Raw genomic sequence first — 19,426 nt, 5'->3', positions numbered from 1 at the left:
GTAAGCGTTATCGATTTGGCATTTGCAGCAAGCCCATTCTTGAACGGGATCGCACCTTCTCTGAATGAATATAACCTTGATCTAGTGTATCAATAATATAGAGCAATTTAAATATGCAATTTCAAGATATTTGCTATTCCATCAGTATACGCTAGTTTACATCGGAACGTTAGCCCGGTTATAGGCCTGAAAGATATATTTGTTCAAAACAAAGAAAGGTGCTCGGTTTTAGTGGGACTTGGGTGATCAAATGGATGCACTAAAAGCCGCTTTCGAATCACTTCGTAAGGCGGCTTTTTATATAAAATTAACGATTCCCACCCCCGGCGTTTCCGGGAGTACTCAGAAGATCGAAATCAGTTCTTTTGTATACGAATGGCGTTCTTCAGCGAACAACGCATCCGCGCCAAATCGATCAACGATCTGACCTTCACGCATGACGATGATACGCTGGCTCATGCGATGTACCGCAGCCAGATCATGCGAGATGAACACGTATGACAGACCAAGCGATGTCCGCAGATCGGTGAGCAACTGCAAAACGGCACCTTGCGAGATCACGTCCAGACTGGCCGTCGGTTCATCCAGAACGACAACGTCAGGCTCAATACCAATGGCACGTGCGATCGTTACCCGCTGACGCTGTCCACCACTTAGCTCATGGGGGTAACGTCCAGCTAAATCGCTTGGAAGCTCAACAGCTTCAAGCAACTTTTGAACGTAAGCCTCCTTCGATGTATAGGTAAAGTGGGACAACTCGGCATTCCGTCCAAGCTGTTCGTACGGATCGATTAGCGAATCGGCAATCTTGAGCTTTGGATTCAGTGCAGCCATCGGGTTCTGGAAAACAATCTGAATCTTCCGGCGATGAGGTCGTAACCGTCGGCCGCTCAGCCGTGCGATATCCTGTCCGCCCAGTGTAATCGAGCCTGTATCTGCATCTTCAATCCGCAGCAGACAGCGGGCGAGCGTACTCTTGCCGCACCCGCTCTCGCCAACCAGGCCAAGACACTCGCCGCGATTCAGGATGAAGGAAATATCATTCACAGCCGGCCGGTCTGCACCTGCATACGTTCGACTGAGATGTTCCACGTGAAGCACAGGATTGCTGAGGATATTGGAAGATGAAGCATTGTCTGAACCGACGGTATTTATATCCGTATCTGTATCCGCAAGATCTCTATCTGTAGTCGTTATGACTGCATTATCTATGTCTACATGGTTTACGTCTTTTGCAAAATGGTGGCTTCGCACACCAGATTCTTCTTCGGACTGCATGAGTCCACGACGTTCATCATTTGCAGTTGTCTTCATTCGGTTCCTGCCTCCTTCAATCCCGACTTCAGCGAGCGACTCAGGACGGGAGCCGCATCAATCAACTGGCGTGTATATTCATGCTGAGGATGATCGAGGATGCGATGCTTTCCGCCAGATTCGACGATCTGCCCTTCCTTCATGACAGCCAAACGGCTGGCATAGCGGCGTACATGACGCCAATCGTGTGTGATAAACAGAATCGCACAGCCCGTCTCCGCTTGTTTGCGTGCCAGCAGTTCCAACACGCGATGCCCGGACACACTATCCAGTGCCGTTGTTGCTTCGTCAGCGATCAGCAGACGAGGAGACAACATCAGCGATGTAGCAATTGATGCCCGCTGAAGCTGTCCACCGCTCAACTGGAACGGGTAGCGGCGCAGCAATTCAGCACCAAGGCCAACCGATTCCAGCGCTTCCTCCGCCCGTTTCTTGCGGAGGGCAGAAGACTTTTCCCCATGTACCTTCTGGTATTCATCAAAGTGCCCACCAATACTGCGAAATGGCGTAAACGCTCCCTGATAGTCTTGAAAAATATACGAGATGCTGCTTCCCCGCAGGGCGCGCATCTCCTTTGGTTTCCGTTCGAGCAGGTTGCTGCCTTCGAACATGACTCGCCCCGACGCATGCAGGTTGGGCGGCAGCAGACGACCAATGGCTTGCGAGAGCAAGCTTTTGCCACTACCGCTCTGTCCAACCAATGCCATGAATTCACCTTCACGAACAGCCAGCGAGACTTGATCTACAATCGTACGATCCCGACTGGAGATGCTTAGTTCCTCAATAGAGAGAATCATGGCTGCACCTCCTTCTTTACGTCAAACCGGTCTCTTAGATAGTCACCCAGCATGTTGGCAAGCAGGACTACAGAGACAATGGCAAGGCCCGGATAGATCATCAGCTCTGGCCGGGACTGGAAGTAAGGCCGAGAGTCATTCAGCATCGCACCCCATTCAGGTGTTGGCGGTTGTGCGCCAAGGCCGATGTAGGACAACGAAGAGATGAGCAGGATGATTTTGCCCAGATCAAGACTGGCTAACACGAGCACATGGCCTGCGATATGCGGAAGCAGATGTTTTCTCATGATACGACCATCCGAAAGTCCGTTGGTCCGGGCGATGCGAATGTAATCCTTTTGGGACTCCGATAAAACTGTACTCCGAACGAGACGGGCGTAACTGACCCACTTCACGATCACAATTGCTAACACCAGATTACCGATTCCCGCGCCAAGCAGGCCACTAAGCACAATCGCCACGATGGTATCAGGAAAAGCGAGAAAAGCATCAGCGATCCGCATGAACAGCTTGTCGACCCAGCCGCGTTTGTATCCTGCAATCAGTCCAAACGGAATACCGATAAGCAATGCAGCACCGAGTGCCAGCAAGCTATACCCCAGTGTTTGGCCGCCGCCAAGCAGCAGACGTGTCAGTACATCGCGGCCCAGATGGTCGGTGCCGAACGGATGGAGAGCACTGGCGCCCTGCAATCGTCCGCGCAGATCGGTTAAGGTGTGATCATGTTTCAGAACTAAAAAGGCATATACGGAGGCCGCGATGACTAGCAGTGCAAATAGCAAACCAATGATCGCCTGCCAGCTATGTTTTTTAGATTTTGTAGGCGAAATGGGCAGGGAAGTGGTTTTCATCGGTGGGCCTCCTTTTCCTTGAGTTTCATTTCAGGATTCAAATAACGATAAGATAGATCAACCGCCGTATTCACGAGGAATACCACGATAGCCATGATCAGAATATAACCCTGGATCAGTGGATAATCACGCTGACGGATAGCGTCGACAACGAGCTTGCCGATACCCGGATAAGCGAACAACACTTCAATCACGACAACTCCGCCAATCAGGCTGCCGAGACTTACGCCAAATACCGTAATGACAGGCGGAAGACTATGCCGAAACGCGTGAAGCATGAAGATCCGGCCTTCGGATAACCCTCTTGCCCGGGCGGAGCGAACGAACTCCTGGCTAAGAGAATCCAATAGGCTGGAACGCAAAAGACGCACATAAACGCTGGAGATGGCAAGTCCCAGCGTCAGAGATGGCAGAATAAGCGATGTGAATCCATCCCGCCCCATGGTTGGCAGATTGCCGAAGCGTACGCCGAACATGTCGATCAGGATCAGACCCAGCCAGAAGCTCGGCACCGCCGCCCCCACAATGGAGAGCATGCGGCTGCCGCGGTCAATCCAACTACCACGATGGAGCGCTGATAGCGAGCCGAGCGGGATCGCTATCACGAGCATGACCAGCAGTGCGCCAATCGTCAGTTCAGCCGTAGCTGGCAGCGCACGCATCAGGGTCTGCATAACAGGCTGGCCTGTTGAATACGACACGCCGAAGTCGAGTCGAACGAAATCGAGCAACCAATTGCCGAACTGGACAGGAAGCGAATCGTTGAAGCCCATTTCCTCTCGTACAGCTTCGACCTGCTCCTGGCTAACAGACAGTTCGTCCACGTTCAGGATCGTCAGCACCGGATCACCGGGAGCCAGACGAATGAACAGAAAGCTCACAAACATAATGAACAACAAAAAGATAAATACCTCAAGGAACTTCCGAAGCAAAATGCGAAACATTACATCACATCCAGCTTATTGGTAATCATGTAATATTCACTGCGAGTGGTAACCCAGTTCTTAATCTTCTTACCGTTGTAGGCAACGATTGTACCTGGATGCAGCACGAATGAGTTCAGCACGTTGTCATGCACGTAGTTGGCTGCCTTCTCGGCAAGTTCTGCGCGTTTCTCCGGTGCAACTGTGAGATTCAATTCGTCGATGATCTTGGTCAACTCCGGATCTTCCGATCCACTAAAGTTAAGAGCACCTTTCGGATGGTACGTTGCATTCAGGTAATAGCCTGCATCCCCACGCGGAGCCGTCAAATTACTATACGTCGCAATATCCCAGTCACGGTTGGATGCCATATAATCTTCTGGCGTGTCAATCTGGCGAATCTGCACGTCGATACCGATCTTCTTCGCATCAGATTGGAACACTTGAGCAATCAGTGGCAGATCGGCACGGGCTGAATATGTCAGCAGCGTCAGCTGCAATGGTTTGCCATCCTTGGTCATCACGCCGTTTTGCTGCGTGTACCCTGCTTCGCCAAGATATTTTACAGCGACATCAGCTCCAGATTCCGTTGCTGTATCCGTATAGGTTGGCGCAAATGGCAGCGATGGCAGGAACGGTCCGATAGCAGCTTCGCCATATCCTAGCAGGATCGTATCCACGATGCCCTGACGGTCAATCAGCGCGTCCAACGCACGACGAACATTGAGGTCCTTCATACTCTCCCGCTGCATGTTCATCGTTAGCTGATGCACGCGGAACGTCGATGTAGATTCAACGGTCATGCCGTCCATCGCTTTGAGCGATTCGAGACTCTCGACCTCTGGACGGTATACGATATCTACCTGTCCAGATTTAAGCGCTAGTGTGCGGGCATTAGCATCTTCATTGAATGAGAATGTGATGGAATCCAGAGGCGATGCTCCGTCCCAGTATTCATCATAACGATCCAGATCCAGCTTGCTGCCTGGGGTAAAAGAAGTCAGCTTGAACGGGCCCGTACCAATGGGCTTGTTCACAATGTCCGGCTCACTCACGTCGATAATAGCCGTGTTGGGGTTCACCAGTTCCGAAGCGAACTCCGGGAACGGCTGAGTTGTGGTGATCTCCAGCTTGTCGCCCTCGGCTTCAATCGTATCGATCTTGAGCGCGTTCTGGATGGCTACATTCTCTTCTAGCGCCCGCTCAAGGGATGCCTTAACGGATTCACCCGTCATTGGCTTGCCGTTCTGGAAGGTCACATCATCTCGCAGGTCGATCGTCCAATGCTGTCCGTCTTCGCTCTCCCAGCTCTCGGCGAGCCATGGAGCAACCGTCAGATTCTCTTCATCGAGACGAACCAGCGTTTCCGTAATGCCCGCACGCAGCGGCACATAGCTGGAATCCACATGTGGATCTAGCGAACTCGTGGAGAAGTTATATAGGAAGTGAACATTTTTATTATCAGTGGATGGTTGCGCAGCGGGACTGGACTCAGATGACCCGCAGGCGCTCAACAGTCCAGCACTTAAGGCCAAGGAGACCAGTGCTAGCAGTGGCGTCTTTTTATTCAAGGTAATGCCCCTCTCTCTTAATCGTAATCATTATGATCTAAACAATGAGTATTATCATATCGTAATGATTACGTTTTGACAAGAGTTATATTGGTGTTAGAACGAGAAAAAATCCGACTCTCGGATGAGAGCGGATTCTTCATGTTTTTTGTTACATATGAGGGCTTTATTAGTGGGCATTTCACTTTGCAATCCGGGATTGTTTACAGGTAGAACCATGCAAGATTCCTCGAAGAGTTACAACCCAGTTTCGTAGTCTTCCAGCATATGTGACCAGTAACCTTCGACATTCTTCATTGCTATCGGATCAATCTTCTCAAAATAACCACGAAGTGCTCTAGCATACTCATCTGAGATATATGTACCTTCCAGTCTCATTTTAGTTGCCAGTTCACTTCTAATTAGATGAAACAAAAAGAAGGTTCCCAAATTCTTATTGAGCATATATACGTTGGATTTATCCAATGATGATGTTGTGAAAAACATATCGCTCCCTTGTTTTAGATACAGACCATACGAGTCACGCATACCATAACTTGCGAATTGACCAATCTGAATATATTCTTCTCCTTCAATAACTTTCACTTGGAAAGCTTCAGATTCATAAAAGGAAAAATCATCATATTGTTCTGGAACTCCTATGTCGACTAAAAAATGAGCATCCTCTTCACTTATGCCCCATTCTTTAAGATTAGTAAAGTCATAATTAATTATTTCCGTGTCATAATAGTCCTTTATCTCTACGATATCAAAATTCATGCTTTCACTCCTAAGCGTTACGAAAATGGTAACGACTAAATAACGCAGCCCTAGCAACTGCGTTATCGTTTGATAGTGATTTTTTCATTCTACCTATTTCATCTATTTTAACCCCTTAAGAAATTCCTCTAATATTTTTTGGCTGGCAGTGCCTGCTCCTAAAATTGCATTATGCACACGATCTAATATCATTGGATGATTTATAATTCGTTGCTTATGTTCAGTAGATGTGTAACTTCTTAATGTATCTATACATATTTCAAACAACTCGCTGTCTTCAACAGAAAGTAGAGAAAGCAGGATTTCAAATTCTTGTGTGTGCTGTGTACTATCTAGACAGTAAGCCAGCTTTTTCTTCCAGTACAGTGGTTTATTCAACACCTCAATGGTTAACTGATCCCAATCACTTTGTCCGAAATCCTCCAATAATTCTGCTACTATAATACAACCGTCATCATACCAGGAATCAACTGTCGTCACAGCCGATAAAAGATTATCTAATTGTTTGTACATATTAAACATTAACCTCTATCTTAGTCATCTCCCAGTTTGATCCTACTTTCTGTATACCGGTAAGATTAATCCATGTAAGAAATGGCCGTCTTGATAATATTCGTTAATTTTAATTCAGGATATTTTTTATCACATTCCTTGAGGGTGTTAATATATTCTGTACTTTGGAGATTATAAGCTATTTCTTCAAACACCTCACTAACCCAAATAAGTTCGTCCTTACTACAGTTCTTGAGGAATTGAATCGTCTCATCTTCATTTTGGCTTAGTATATTAATTAGTTCATCTCTGTATTGCTCAATTACTGGATCATTCATATGAAGAGCCGCTCTTTTTCGTATTACTTCTCTTGCCTCTTGTATCATTTATAATGACCTCCCATTATGGTTGTTGTGTAGCATCAGGAAAGATTGTTCCAATCTCTCCATTGGTTTTAATAACCCCAACTCTAACCCCATTGTATTCTCCATAGACAACTACACCATCAGGTTTAGAAGCATTTTGTGGTTTATTCACAACACTCTCTCCTGCTTTTGTAATATCTGATTCTGACCAGCTTTTAGGAAACCAAGCTTGATTACTTCCCTCTCGTTTTGCTGGGGTTTTATGCTCAGGGATATTACCTACTCTTACACCATTTGAATACGTTTTTTCAATATTATATTCAAATCCGTTGGCCTTAAGAAAATCAATATTGGACTGTCCATGTCCTCCGCCTTTCATCTTAGAAACCTTCCCATTCTTAGGGTTAATAGTGAAATCACCTTTGGAGGAATGTTCCAATGCTTTGGGGCTCAACGATAGACCTTTAACACTTCCATCTAGGAATTTACTATTTCCTTTCTCCTTTGCCTTAGCAGCCTCAATATGCTGCTTAATCTTTGCCACAGCAGGATTAGAAGCAGGCAATCGATGAGGTCCTTTACCACCCGGCATACTCCCACGAACCATCTGAATCGCCATGAATATCTGACTAAACTTCAGAGAGGTCACCATCATCTGAGCATACTTATCTGATACAGGCTCTCCTGTCGTAGGATGAATCCCCATCTCAAACGCTTTGATCTGTAATGAAAAAATATCTTCCCCAGGCGGTTCAACGTTCACAGCTTGCATACGATTCAAGTCCAAATGTCCCTGATCCCTCTGATAAGCCTGAAGGGCAGCCTGATCCGTAACACCTTTCTCGTTCACAGGCATCATTTTACCAAGCATCGCGTTATACGCCATCCGATAGCCCTTATCACCCGAACCAGAATCACCTGTTGATTTGGTCATCATAACTGCGGCACCGACTGCTCCAAACGCACCACCCAGACTTACCTTCTGAGCATCTGCATCTTGGAAACGCGTGGCGATATCCTTCAATTCCTTCGATGTATTAACCATACTCTCCAGCGCTTTATCCAGTATAGGTCGTGACTGCTCGAACTCATAGTAAAATCGCTCCTGCGTCGCACCCATCCACATCATCTGAACGAACATGATCTGTCTCGTCAGATCATTTCGTATACTCTCCAACTGTTGTCTGGCTTGATCCACCTGATTCGATACGTGATGTAGTTGTTCAGGGGTAACTTTGATTGTACTCATACGTTTCTCCGCTCATTCGAAATAGGATTATCCTATGTTAGCAGAAGTGTAATATGTAAACTATCCGGCTAACATCCTGATTTCACCATGATAAAAACACAAGCTGTGCTCCTCATCGGTGCTATGGTCCTATATGCATATACCCACTTCAAGGCATATCCTACCAGTTTCAGTAAATACCTTTCCTACTTCATTCCCTCCAGCATCACCCGATACCGTCCAATCTGCTCCGCTGTAGCCTCTTCCCGCAATGATTCCAACAATACCGTACACCTTATAAAATACCGATCCACCCCTAGCTTATCCCCTAACCTGATTGCCTGAAAAATGAATTCCACGGCCTCCTGTGCTCTTCCCATCCACTGTTCATACAAAGCCCGCTGATAACAGTAATGGTACATATCATCGTTGTTTGAAGAATCTATTTCTCTGCCATCGCCCTGTATCTGATCCTCGAACACATGTAAAACCCGATCAATCTGCCACCTATGCCGCACTGCTGCCTCTGTAATCACTTTCAGACCTGCCAAACCTTCCTCCGGATGCTCAAGCAAAAAGTCCACAAACTCCTCCAGCAGCTCCACCTGCCCGGCTTCAATCTCAAGAGCGTACCGATTCACCTGTGCCTTATACTTAAACTCCTGCACCACCTGAATACCTACCTCATCCAGATCCTCCATCCATCCCAGATCTGCATATTGATCGATACATGCTCGCGCCTGATCTACCTGTCCCATCTTCCGGTGAGCCATCCCCCGCATGAAGTGACTGCAACCGTAATAGTAGACCAAAGGCCGCTCGGTATGTATATGTGGTGCAGGCACTCCCTTTGACCGACACTCCTGCCGCTCTTCATGGATGGACTGCACACATTGATATAACATGTCCGCCCTCTCCATCACCTTGTTCCAATTCTCAAAAGCTACAGCCATATCCAACATTTCAACAATGATATCCGGTTTGAGTGATTTTAGGATAGATTTCCGCAAAGATAATCCTCCTTAATTATCCATTTCCTTAGTATTGTATAGATAAATCAAAAGAAGATCAATCTAAATTGTACTTATAAGTACTTTTATTCAATGATACAGTTTGCACATATTAGTCTGTAAGGATTCTATAACCTCTTCTAACCTTAAGTGGAGGTGATCAAATGAGTTTACCAGAGGACGTAGGAAATCGAATTCGTGAGTTAAGGAAGGCAAAAGGCTGGACTCAGGAACAACTGGCCGAAGCAGCAGGGCTTCATTACAGCTATATTGGTGGAGTTGAACGGGGAGATCGTAACATTTCTTTGGAGACTCTTGAGAAAATAATCAATGGATTGCAGGTTACTGCTGAAGAAATCTTTAAATTCAAAGAAGACTCTGAGTACAAAAGAGCCTTGGATGAACATATAACTTTAATAAGCGGCAAAAGTGCAGATACAATCGTTTCATTGACCAATATTAGCAAAGAAGTTATAAATGCTATCGAAAACTCACATAAAAATTCCGATTAAATATATCTGTATCAACATCATTCTTTAATACCAAAAGAGTGGAGTAACGCCCCCACTCTCTTTTATTTCCCTTTTCATACAACTCCCCGCTCAAACGCCGCAAACTCAATCCTATTACGCCCATTCTGCTTCGCCTGATACAACGCCTTATCCACCGCAGCGAATAGCTGCGTCAAATACCCCTCTGGGTTGTCCGGTACATGCTCCATTTCAAAGTCCTCAAAGGACAGAATCCCGATACTAATCGTAATCGACACCTGCATAATCTCGTGATCCACTACAATGCGGTTGGACTCCACCGCTAATCTTACGCGCTCCGCGATTTGATTCGCCAAATCATGCTCCGTATGCGGAAGGTAGATCATGAACTCTTCCCCGCCATAACGCGTCAGGATATCGGTACTGCGAATCGATTGTTTGACGGCCTCCGCCGTGCGGACGAGCACTTCGTCCCCGATGACATGCCCATAGCGATCATTAATCGCTTTGAAGTAGTCGATATCGAGCAGTAGGAGTGAAAATGGTGTTTTGTATTGAATATTGGTAATGACTTCATGATTCAAGTGTTGGGTCAGATATCGACGGTTGTAACAGTTGGTTAAACTGTCCGTCAGCGCAAGTTCCTCCAGTTTGCGATTGGCCTCGGATAACTCCTGACGTATCAAGTCTAGCGCCTGGTTTCGCTCCTGGAGTGTTACGTTCTGGCGATTCATCTCTTTCACGTAGAAACGCTCCTGTGAGACATCCTGGAACGTGAGAATATGACCGATCGGCACAAGAGCCGAATCCACAATCGGAGACGATTGCAGGATATAATGTCGGATGTTGTTGTCCCGCTCCACGATCACTTCAATGTGAGAGAGGGTATTTTCTTTTTTCTTATAGTGATTCACGAACTCCCGACAGCTGCCCACAACATGAACAGACTCCAGAAAGGCTTCCATATCAAAAGAATCCCCCACATGCAGATCCATAAAGGATCGTGAGGCTTTGTTTGCTTCAACAATAACTTCATTCTCATCCAGTACCAGGATGCCATATGGAATGGTATTGATTACATCCTCATGGGCGATGGAGACCAGATCGAACACATTGTATCTTTTGATCACATAGACAAAGAACAGGTCCGACAGAAAGATCCCCAGTGATGTCATGCCAGGAATGATCGGCAACCAGCGGGCTAGAACGACATTCAGAATCGCATCAATCGTTGCAAAAACAGCTAAGACAAAGATACCCCATAGGGTGATCCTCACCTGTTTTTTGATCATGGCAGACGTCTGCGAAGAATACACCGCCCGGAATAGAACCACGAGAGACGTCACGAAATAGCTCACCAGAATAATCATCACAACCCAGAACCAAGGGCCGTAAGCCCGCTCGATATACCCGCCCTCCAGCGGGATGACGAACTCATTCCATGGATTTGCGACCACACCTATAGCCCCGATCACCGCAGGGACAAATAGCAGGAACGTTCCTTTTGCAGTCAAACGCTCTGAATAGCCGGTAATAAAGATCGTCAGTAGAAGCCATCCGCTCCCAAGTAAGGAGACCGCGACGAAAGATAACGTAACGTAGAACAGCTGTAAGCCGGAATCATCCGTGAGCGTACTCGCAAATTGGCAGAAAGGCCAGAGCATCATCAACCCGTGGAATAAAAAGTACACCTTATGTAAGTTCGTAATTCTAACCGTAGCAAACACATATACACCTACACCGAACAATAGGACAAATAAAAAGAGATCATACCATACTAATGGGTTCACGAATCTTCTCCTTCTTAGATGCTACAATGACAACGTGGTCGTTCATGATTCTATGTGATACTTATATTTAACTTCAATAAACACCTATACAATTCTGCTACGCCATACTTATTGGTTAATTTAACCATATCTTATCACACCACCATAAGGGTGAGTAGCCCATACACTGGAAGTCCGACCAACCTCTGATCGAAATCCTGATCTATTTCTGATGATTTATGAATGCTTTTGAAGGTTTAGAGTACAAACAGGAGAGGAAAATCAGCTGCTCGGGAGTTATTCAGCTATCATCAGGTGGTCGTATTAAGCCATCCGGCTACCGGACGGCTCTTTGTATTATTCGTTTACTTCATCCAGAGGGAGATTATCCGTGAATAGATCGGGGTTATGCTTGAGCATCTCCGTGATTACCTCTGCTGTCTTAGCCGCATCACACACGCTAACAACCGCATCCCCGAGCTTTCCTTTACGCATCGCACCTTCGCGAACCAGTACCTCGTCTACTTTCCAGAAATGCTCCGACCATGGCAATCCACAATGTCTGCGAGACGGTACCGAAATTTGGCTTCCATCCGGTAAAACCGTATAAAGCATCTCATGCTCGTCCGTCATTCTGCCAGGGATGTCCACCCACTCTTCGACCCCATGGATAAATGTATTCCGCTTCAAATCAACACCTACTAACAAGATCGTCGCTTTCCGATCTAACAGTTTCCCCCATGCTGAGCCTCTTGCACACGGTGTATTGAAGAGATGATCGTCCTTCGTAAATGCCTCTGCGTCCCTTCCTAGTGCCGCTACCGAGTGCGTAGGGTGCCACGAACGAACCACGCCCGGACGTTTACGAAATAGTTCAGGAAGAATACCCACACAACAGGAAGAAGTTTCCACGTGGAACACTGGGTTATCTGCATTAATGGTAGACCATGTATGCGTGGGAAGCACCAACAATCCCTCTTTCATATATTCGCTAAAGGCATCCAACACCGTGTCTGCTCCACCTTCAACCTCGCCTATACTTTTCATCGAAGAGTGAATGAGCAACGTGCCTTGCCCATCAACATTAAGCTGCTCTAGTTGCTGCATTAAGCTTTCTTTTGTGTACATATCTATCCTCCTCCATTTCTTATCCCATCTCTATGAAAAAGCCCATCCTTGTTCAGCTTCACATCATGCTTCTCAGCATAACAAACAAAGGGCCGAGGGTTAACCCCCGGCCACAGAGAAAGAATTTGTATGAGTTCAGGCAGTAGCTGCCAATCCACTTTTACTTAATAATAACGTACTCCAGATTTACCAGCTTCGCATACGTCACGATCTGATCTGTCGTCAGGTTCAAGGATACAACCGTATGGTGACCACCACCATTTTCGATCCATGCTTTTACCCCGTCCTGGAAGTTCGGCTTCACGCTCCACAGAACACGTGCTACCGGCAGGTTAGGTGCTGGAACGGTTGGCTCAAATGCGGATACTTCATTGATCAACAGTTTGTAGTGGGTACCGAAGTCTGCCATGGATACCACGACACCTTCGCCTGCTTTACCGTCGAATACGAGACGTGCCGGATCTTCACGATCGCCAATGCCCAGTGGGGACACGATGATTCTTGGTTTGGTGCTGGCAAGTGTCGGATCTACTTCAAGCATGTGAGATTGCAGGATCGCTTCCTGTCCAGCGGCCATCTCGTAGGTGTAATCTTCCATGAAGCCTGTATTCTCGTTATGGGCCATGATTTTCAGCAAACGATCCAGCGCAGCCGTTTTCCAGTCACCCTCACCGGCAAATCCGTATCCCTGAGCCATCAGGCGTTGTACAGCCAGACCCGGAAGCTGTTTCATGCCATGCAGATCTTCGAAGTTTGTAGTGAAGGCACTGTAACCACCTTCGTCCAGGAAACGTTTAATGGCAATCTCATAACTCGCTTGCACACGTACACTGCTTTCCCAAGCTTCCTTGCTGTTTGTGCCGTAATCGAATTCGTAGAGGTCTCCGTACTGAGCGATCAGATCATCGATTTCCTGCTCTGTTACAGCGTTCACGTATTGCACGAGGTCGCCGATGCCGAAGTAATCAACGGTCCAACCGAATTGGATCTGTGCTTCCACTTTATCCCCTTCGGTTACGCCCACGTTACGCATGTTATCACCGAAGCGAGCTACTTTGATGTTAAAGCTTTCATTATAAGCTACCGCTACGTCCATCCAGTCTGCAACCTGCTGTTGTACTTCTGGGCGCTCCCAGTAGCCAACAACGATTTTGTTTTGTTTTCTCAGACGGGCATTGATGAAGCCATATTCGCGGTCACCATGTGCCGCTTGGTTCAAGTTCATGAAGTCCATATCGATGGTTGCCCATGGAATGCTTTCATTGAATTGGGTCGCCAAGTGCAGCAAAGGTTTTTGCAGCAATTTCGTACCACGAATCCACATTTTCGCCGGGGAGAACGTATGCATCCACGTAATCACACCCGCTACTTCGTCGCGATAGTTGACTTCCTTCATCGTGCTCGTGATTTTATCTGCGCTTACCGCCAGATCCTGCAATACGAGCGGGTACGGCAGCACGCCGCTTGCATTAAGAGCATCGGTGATTTTTTGTGCGTTGGCTTTTACTTCGCCCAGTGCCTCTTCTCCATACAAGTGCTGTGAACCGACCACAAACCAGAATTCTTTTGCTGCTGACATATAATCATCCTCATTTCATTATTTTATAGTTGAACCAATGGATTACACTTACCACTCCGATTGCAGTACCATCTTTCGATCGCTGGTTATCCCCGGATATCTTTAATCAATTTTAATAAGGATGATATCCGGTTATAAAGGCGAGCGCTTCGCTTCTACAGATTGGTACTGCACTCTCCGTTATCGTGTAAAAGTTTTATACAACTTCGTTGGCAGTAGTAGCACAAGACCTATTCGATTGGATTAGTGTCATCCGATCGATACACAACCTAATTACTTCTGTCCGTAATACGCGTCTTTTCCGTGTTTTCGCAGATAGTGTTTATCCAGAATGCCTTGTGGCAGTTCCTTCGCGAAGTTATTTAACTGCCGAGCGTACAGGTTCATTTTGCACACTTCCTCTAGCACGACGCTGTTCACCACCGCAGACTTGGCATCTTTCCCCCACGTAAACGGTGCGTGACCATGGAGCAGCACTGCTGGAACGGCCATAACATCAATCCCGCGCTGTTCAAACGTTTCAATAATGACGCGACCCGTCTCCGCTTCGTATCCACGATCAACCTCGTCCTGATTCAGGAAACGCGCGCAAGGCACCGCCCCGTAGAACGTGTCTGCATGCGTCGTTCCCATTACAGGTACGTCCAGTCCGGCTTGCGCCCAGATGGTCGCCCATGTGGAGTGTGTGTGCACAATACCGCCAATCTCCGAGTAATGCTTATATAGTACGGCATGTGTTGCAGTGTCCGAGGAAGGTCTCATCTCACCCTCCACCACGTTACCGTCCAGATCAACCACAACCATGTCGCTTGCTTTCATCACATCGTAGCTGACGCCACTTGGTTTGATCACGAACAGACCGCTTTCCCGATCGATTGCGCTGACGTTACCCCATGTGAATTTCACAAGTCCATGCTTTGGCAGTTCCAGATTCGCCTGGAATACCTCTTCCTTCAGTTGTTCTAACATGTTATTCCCTCCCGTTCTCTACCAGATGATCTACGGCTGATTGCTCAATTGTGAGTCCACTCCGATAGCGTTCGATAAATGCTTTAAACCCTTTCACATCCGATGCATCCGGTGCCACTTCAACTCCCTCAACATCGTTAAAGACTTTCTGCTCCAGGAACACATCCAGGCTCTCCTCTTGATCCTTGTTGATCATGTACGAAGCCAGAAGCGCCATGCCCCATGCGCCGCCTTCACCAGCGGTAGACATTACGGATACCGGTACATTCATCGCAGCCGCTACAATACGTTGTCCGACCACAGGAGTCTTGAACAGGCCACCGTGAGCCAAAATACTATCAATGGCTACATTCTCTTCCTCCGTCAAAATGTCCATACCCAGCTTGAGTGCACCGAAGGCACTGAACAGATGTGTCCGCATGAAGTTTGCCAGATTGAAGTTGCTTTCCGGGGAGCGGACGAACAATGGACGGCCTTTCTCAAGTCCCGTAATGTTCTCACCGGAGTAGTAACCGTAGCTGAGCAAGCCGCCACCATCTGGGTCTGCCTCCAAAGCCTTGTTGAACAACACGCTAAACAACTTACCGTTATCCACTTCATATCCCATCGCTTGAGAGAATTCACGGAACAATCCAACCCATGCGTTGATATCACTGGAACAGTTGTTGGCATGCACCATCCCTACTGGGCTACCATCCGGCGTGGTGACCATATCGATCTCGGGATACACTTTGGACAATTCCTTCTCCAGTACGATCATTGCAAATACCGATGTGCCGACGGAGATGTTCCCCGTACGTTTTCTCACGCTATTCGTTGCCACCATACCCGTTCCGGCATCGCCTTCTGGCGGGCAGAGTGGGATGCCTGCTTGCAGATTTTGCGAAGGGTCGAGCAGTTTGGCTCCCGCTTCCGTCAATGCACCTGCATTCTCACCCGCGAGATATACCTTGGGCAGAAGGTCCTCGACTTTCCACGGATAACCTTTGCCTGCGATCTGTTCGTCGAACTGTTGGATCATGGATGGGTGATAGTTATGTGTAGACTCGTCAATTGGGAAAATGCCTGAAGCATCGCCGATCCCAATCGCCTTATTGCCCGTCAGCAACCAATGGATGTATCCAGCCAGAGTTGTCAGGTGATCGATCTGTGGCACATGCGCCTCTTCGTTCAAAATCGCTTGATACAAGTGAGCGATGCTCCAACGTTCAGGAATATTGAACTGCAGAAGATCCGTTAGCTCTCTTGCAGCTGCTCCCGTCGTAGCGTTACGCCACGTGCGGAACGGTACCAGCAGTTCACCCGCGCTATCCAATGCGATATATCCGTGCATCATGGCCGAGAATCCGATAGAACCGACTGTTCGCAGCGTGACTCCGTATTTTTGTTCTACATCTTGCTTCATCTCACGATAAGCCGTTTGCAGACCTGTGATGATATCCTCCTGGTTGTACGTCCAATATCCATCTTTCAGGAGATTCTCCCATTCATAACTGCCTGACGCGATGGTCTCAAAACGCTCGTCAATCAACACCGCCTTAATCCGCGTTGATCCAAATTCAATTCCGAGCGAAGTAGCGCCCTTGGTAATAGCTTCTTTCAAGTCCAGTTGACTCATAATCACGTGTATCCCCTCTCCGGTCGCGATTTCACATCCCAAAGGATGCATATATAAAGTGAAGCTTCTACTCATAGCAGTGACTAATCATGAATTTTTGTATAAATGCTTCCTGTTGTGTTTTCAAAGAATGCGCTTTCCTTTTCTGACAGCCTTAGTATATTTTTTGTACGTACATTTGTCAATAATATATAATAGTTATACTTACAAAGGACACATATTGTACTCTATTTGACCATTTAAAGGTCTTATATGGCTATAAATTGGCTATGCTGTAAGGTACACCTCCATCCAAAAGGCCGGATATGTACGGTTTATTTCAAAAACTGTGCTGTTTTATATGCATTCAAACTGAATCATGCTAAAATATGTACGTACAACTATTTGAACAACAACGTTGATATAGATGAGTAACGATGAAAGAAGTGGACTACGTGAAGCCAAAATATCAGGTCATCATTGATGATATAAAGAGTCATATCCTTTCGGGGACATATAGCATAGGCGAACAGATCCCAACCGAGTTGGCATTACAGGAAAGCTACAACGTAAGCCGCCAGACGGTGCGGAAGGCTATTTTGGAGTTATCGAACGAAGGGTTTTTACGAAGCGAAAAGGGTTCAGGAACTTACGTTAGCAATCAGTATCGATCACGATCAGCCGGCCATACGTCGAAGAAAACGATCGGTGTGATCACGACATACATCTCGGATTACATCTTTCCGTCCATTATCCGCGGCATTGAGAGTCGTCTGAATGAGGACAACTACTCGTTACTGCTGGCCAGCACCAATAATGATGTGGCTCAGGAGAAAAAAGCACTCGAAATGATGCTCTCCTACGGCGTGGATGGCCTAATTGTCGAACCGACCAAAAGTAATCTGTATAATCCCAATATTGCGTACTACCTGTCATTCAAGGAGCAGGATGTGCCGTTTACGATGATTAACGCCTTTTATGAAGAGCTGGAGGTTCCATTCTTCTGTCTGGATGACGTGCAATCCAGCTATCTTGCCACACGGGAATTGATCGCCAAAGGCCACACCCAGATCGGCATTATTGCGAAAATGGATGATTTGCAAGGCAAGTACCGGATGAAGGGGTACATCAAGGCACTGGGTGAAGCGAAGTTAAGGTTCCATCCTGAGCAAGTGCTTTCCTTTGATACCGCATCGAAACCGGATTTATCTTCTAATGTAGCAACGTATCTGGACGAAAACAGGGATTCGCTCACCGCGATCGTCTGTTATAACGACGAGGTGGGACTAGAGGTCGTGCACGCCTGTAGGCAACTCGGCATCTCGATCCCGGATGAGTTATCCATCATTGGACAGGACAATTCGTACATCGCCAAGAACGCCAACATCCGGCTTACCACGCTAACCCATCCCCAAGAGCAAATGGGCCGCGATGCTGCCGACTGGGTGATCAAGAACCTTCAAGGCAAAAAGGATCTGCCAACGAACACCTACTATCAGCCGGTGCTGGTTGAGGGAGAGACGGTGAAGGAGATCGAATTGGAATAATATTGATGCGGAACTGGGCGGTAAGTTGTTACCGAGCGATCTTTTTCCAGTGTACATTAAAGAAGGCCCTCAGAATGATCTGAGGCCTTCTTTGTTATTGTTCAATATAATGAGGAATTCGTACATAACATCTTCTCTAATAGAAACTACTTCGTCTGATCCGCTTCATCACTCACCAGACTTACAAGGACGACTTTCTTCTTCAAGTTTTTCACAATCTGCTCAGCACGATCATTCAACGGATTGTTAGCCAAATATACCTCTGTTAGATGTGGGATGGTTTCGAGCACTGCAATATCCTCAATGAGATTATCTTCTACATATAGATACTGTAAGGTCGGATGATTCTTCAGAGGTGTCAGATCTTGAATTTTATTACCATTCATAATAACCCATTCCAACTTTACTTTTTGAAGAGGACTTAGATCGGTGACCTGATTACCGCTAGCGAGCAGACTGGTCAACTTACGCATATTTTTTAATGGAGCCAGGCTTTTGATTTTGTTATCGTCCATAACCAGATTTTGCAGATTGGTCAGACCTGAAAGCGGTGAGATATCCGTAATCTGATTGCCCTCAACAGCTAAGAACGTTAATTTCTTTAACGTATTGAGCGGCTTAATACTTTTTATATTTTGACCAGGCAAGAATAAATCCGTCATATTAACGGCATGTTCGAGACCTTGCAAGTTGGAAATCTTATTTTTCGTTTCCATAACATACATGGATTTTAATTTTTTCAAATCGCCAGCCTTTAGTTCCTTCTTAGCCGACAACTTCAAATCTGCTCGAATAACTTTGGCCAATACCGGGTCCTTAATAAGCGACGACGCAGCCCATACGCTCGTTGCCGGTAAGAATACAAAAATTAAACAAAGTACGATTAACCTTTTTATGAATTGATTATGCATGTAGAATCTCCTTAATTATTTAATACTAGAAATATACCATGATCTGGAATGTAATACATGGATAATATCTTCATCCCTATTGAATAGAATCCCTGCCACTCTCACCCTATAACTTTTCCGTTAAG

The 19,426-nt window shown here is 46.6% G+C and carries 18 protein-coding genes; 2 read left to right on the top strand and 16 right to left on the bottom strand.

The window, feature by feature from the left end; all coding sequences use genetic code 11:
- Positions 1 to 342: 342 nt before the first annotated feature.
- The 10 genes from PAHA3_RS20655 to PAHA3_RS20610 all read right to left on the bottom strand — a co-directional run bounded on the left by PAHA3_RS20655 (position 343) and on the right by PAHA3_RS20610 (position 9,310).
- The gene (locus PAHA3_RS20655) at positions 343 to 1,314 is read right to left on the bottom strand and encodes an ABC transporter ATP-binding protein (RefSeq protein ID WP_371327944.1); all 972 of its coding nucleotides are present in this window, start codon (positions 1,312 to 1,314) and stop codon (positions 343 to 345) included.
- Entirely contained in the window at positions 1,311 to 2,111 is an 801-nt protein-coding gene (locus PAHA3_RS20650; RefSeq protein WP_062836582.1) for an ABC transporter ATP-binding protein, read from the bottom strand. Before PAHA3_RS20650 ends, PAHA3_RS20655 begins: the two co-directional genes overlap by 4 nt.
- Positions 2,108 to 2,962, bottom strand: coding sequence for a nickel transporter permease (nikC, locus tag PAHA3_RS20645; protein WP_082762930.1), 855 nt, complete (start codon positions 2,960 to 2,962; stop codon positions 2,108 to 2,110). Before nikC ends, PAHA3_RS20650 begins: the two co-directional genes overlap by 4 nt.
- Positions 2,959 to 3,906, bottom strand: a complete 948-nt coding sequence (nikB, locus tag PAHA3_RS20640; protein ID WP_062836581.1) for a nickel ABC transporter permease — start codon at positions 3,904 to 3,906, stop codon at positions 2,959 to 2,961. Before nikB ends, nikC begins: the two co-directional genes overlap by 4 nt.
- Positions 3,906 to 5,456: a nickel ABC transporter substrate-binding protein gene (gene nikA / locus PAHA3_RS20635; protein ID WP_082762929.1), complete on the bottom strand. Its 1,551-nt coding sequence runs from the start codon at positions 5,454 to 5,456 to the stop codon at positions 3,906 to 3,908. Before nikA ends, nikB begins: the two co-directional genes overlap by 1 nt.
- Before the next feature lie 237 nt (positions 5,457 to 5,693).
- Positions 5,694 to 6,215 (bottom strand): SUKH-4 family immunity protein, encoded by a 522-nt coding sequence (locus PAHA3_RS20630; protein ID WP_062836580.1) that lies wholly within the window; start codon positions 6,213 to 6,215, stop codon positions 5,694 to 5,696.
- A gap of 102 nt (positions 6,216 to 6,317) precedes the next feature.
- Positions 6,318 to 6,728, bottom strand: coding sequence for a hypothetical protein (locus tag PAHA3_RS20625; RefSeq protein ID WP_062836579.1), 411 nt, complete (start codon positions 6,726 to 6,728; stop codon positions 6,318 to 6,320).
- A gap of 65 nt (positions 6,729 to 6,793) precedes the next feature.
- On the bottom strand, positions 6,794 to 7,093 hold the full coding sequence (locus tag PAHA3_RS20620) for a hypothetical protein (protein ID WP_047840987.1): 300 nt from the start codon (positions 7,091 to 7,093) through the stop codon (positions 6,794 to 6,796).
- Positions 7,094 to 7,109: 16 nt separating this feature from the next.
- The gene (locus PAHA3_RS29975; RefSeq protein WP_082762928.1) at positions 7,110 to 8,321 is read right to left on the bottom strand and encodes a WXG100 family type VII secretion target; all 1,212 of its coding nucleotides are present in this window, start codon (positions 8,319 to 8,321) and stop codon (positions 7,110 to 7,112) included.
- 185 nt (positions 8,322 to 8,506) lie between these two features.
- Entirely contained in the window at positions 8,507 to 9,310 is an 804-nt protein-coding gene (locus tag PAHA3_RS20610; RefSeq protein WP_082762927.1) for a DNA-binding protein, read from the bottom strand.
- Between the two features lie 164 nt (positions 9,311 to 9,474).
- Between PAHA3_RS20610 and PAHA3_RS20605 the strand changes: the two genes are divergently transcribed.
- Complete coding sequence (locus PAHA3_RS20605) at positions 9,475 to 9,822, top strand: helix-turn-helix domain-containing protein (protein ID WP_062836578.1); 348 nt, start codon at positions 9,475 to 9,477, stop codon at positions 9,820 to 9,822.
- A gap of 74 nt (positions 9,823 to 9,896) precedes the next feature.
- Here PAHA3_RS20605 and PAHA3_RS20600 read toward each other — a convergent pair whose 3' ends face one another.
- The 5 genes from PAHA3_RS20600 to PAHA3_RS20580 all read right to left on the bottom strand — a co-directional run bounded on the left by PAHA3_RS20600 (position 9,897) and on the right by PAHA3_RS20580 (position 16,864).
- Positions 9,897 to 11,591 (bottom strand): histidine kinase N-terminal 7TM domain-containing diguanylate cyclase, encoded by a 1,695-nt coding sequence (locus PAHA3_RS20600; RefSeq protein ID WP_062836577.1) that lies wholly within the window; start codon positions 11,589 to 11,591, stop codon positions 9,897 to 9,899.
- A gap of 336 nt (positions 11,592 to 11,927) precedes the next feature.
- Positions 11,928 to 12,698 carry an AAC(3) family N-acetyltransferase gene (locus PAHA3_RS20595; RefSeq protein ID WP_062836576.1) on the bottom strand — a complete coding sequence of 257 codons (771 nt, stop codon included), beginning with the start codon at positions 12,696 to 12,698 and terminating at the stop codon, positions 11,928 to 11,930.
- Between the two features lie 160 nt (positions 12,699 to 12,858).
- Positions 12,859 to 14,277, bottom strand: coding sequence for an L-arabinose isomerase (gene araA, locus PAHA3_RS20590; RefSeq protein ID WP_062836575.1), 1,419 nt, complete (start codon positions 14,275 to 14,277; stop codon positions 12,859 to 12,861).
- A gap of 273 nt (positions 14,278 to 14,550) precedes the next feature.
- On the bottom strand, positions 14,551 to 15,246 hold the full coding sequence (locus PAHA3_RS20585) for an L-ribulose-5-phosphate 4-epimerase (protein WP_047840995.1): 696 nt from the start codon (positions 15,244 to 15,246) through the stop codon (positions 14,551 to 14,553).
- A gap of 1 nt (position 15,247) precedes the next feature.
- Positions 15,248 to 16,864, bottom strand: coding sequence for a xylulokinase (locus PAHA3_RS20580; protein WP_062836574.1), 1,617 nt, complete (start codon positions 16,862 to 16,864; stop codon positions 15,248 to 15,250).
- Between the two features lie 434 nt (positions 16,865 to 17,298).
- On the opposite strand from PAHA3_RS20580, the gene PAHA3_RS20575 reads away from it, so the two are divergent.
- Positions 17,299 to 18,390, top strand: coding sequence for a GntR family transcriptional regulator (locus tag PAHA3_RS20575; protein ID WP_062837075.1), 1,092 nt, complete (start codon positions 17,299 to 17,301; stop codon positions 18,388 to 18,390).
- A 146-nt stretch (positions 18,391 to 18,536) separates the two neighbouring features.
- Here PAHA3_RS20575 and PAHA3_RS20570 read toward each other — a convergent pair whose 3' ends face one another.
- On the bottom strand, positions 18,537 to 19,301 hold the full coding sequence (locus tag PAHA3_RS20570; RefSeq protein WP_062836573.1) for a leucine-rich repeat domain-containing protein: 765 nt from the start codon (positions 19,299 to 19,301) through the stop codon (positions 18,537 to 18,539).
- Positions 19,302 to 19,426 lie beyond the last annotated feature (125 nt).

The sequence above is a fragment of the Paenibacillus amylolyticus genome, assembly GCF_001570725.1.
GTDB lineage: Bacteria > Bacillota > Bacilli > Paenibacillales > Paenibacillaceae > Paenibacillus > Paenibacillus amylolyticus_A.
Note: the sequence above shows the minus strand (reverse complement) of the source record. Positions and strands in the feature narration are given on the sequence as shown.

What these genes read in the sequence shown, in the direction of transcription:
- PAHA3_RS20585 (WP_047840995.1), bottom strand. Translation starts at nt 15,246, where the DNA reads ATGTTAGAACAACTGAAGGAAGAGGTATTCCAGGCGAATCTGGAACTG.
- PAHA3_RS20620 (WP_047840987.1), bottom strand. Translation starts at nt 7,093, where the DNA reads ATGATACAAGAGGCAAGAGAAGTAATACGAAAAAGAGCGGCTCTTCAT.
- PAHA3_RS20595 (WP_062836576.1), bottom strand. Translation starts at nt 12,698, where the DNA reads ATGTACACAAAAGAAAGCTTAATGCAGCAACTAGAGCAGCTTAATGTT.
- PAHA3_RS20605 (WP_062836578.1), top strand. Translation starts at nt 9,475, where the DNA reads ATGAGTTTACCAGAGGACGTAGGAAATCGAATTCGTGAGTTAAGGAAG.
- nikC (WP_082762930.1), bottom strand. Translation starts at nt 2,962, where the DNA reads ATGAAAACCACTTCCCTGCCCATTTCGCCTACAAAATCTAAAAAACAT.
- PAHA3_RS20580 (WP_062836574.1), bottom strand. Translation starts at nt 16,864, where the DNA reads ATGAGTCAACTGGACTTGAAAGAAGCTATTACCAAGGGCGCTACTTCG.
- PAHA3_RS20650 (WP_062836582.1), bottom strand. Translation starts at nt 2,111, where the DNA reads ATGATTCTCTCTATTGAGGAACTAAGCATCTCCAGTCGGGATCGTACG.
- araA (WP_062836575.1), bottom strand. Translation starts at nt 14,277, where the DNA reads ATGTCAGCAGCAAAAGAATTCTGGTTTGTGGTCGGTTCACAGCACTTG.
- PAHA3_RS20625 (WP_062836579.1), bottom strand. Translation starts at nt 6,728, where the DNA reads ATGTACAAACAATTAGATAATCTTTTATCGGCTGTGACGACAGTTGAT.
- nikB (WP_062836581.1), bottom strand. Translation starts at nt 3,906, where the DNA reads ATGTTTCGCATTTTGCTTCGGAAGTTCCTTGAGGTATTTATCTTTTTG.
- PAHA3_RS20570 (WP_062836573.1), bottom strand. Translation starts at nt 19,301, where the DNA reads ATGCATAATCAATTCATAAAAAGGTTAATCGTACTTTGTTTAATTTTT.
- PAHA3_RS29975 (WP_082762928.1), bottom strand. Translation starts at nt 8,321, where the DNA reads ATGAGTACAATCAAAGTTACCCCTGAACAACTACATCACGTATCGAAT.
- PAHA3_RS20630 (WP_062836580.1), bottom strand. Translation starts at nt 6,215, where the DNA reads ATGAATTTTGATATCGTAGAGATAAAGGACTATTATGACACGGAAATA.
- PAHA3_RS20655 (WP_371327944.1), bottom strand. Translation starts at nt 1,314, where the DNA reads ATGAAGACAACTGCAAATGATGAACGTCGTGGACTCATGCAGTCCGAA.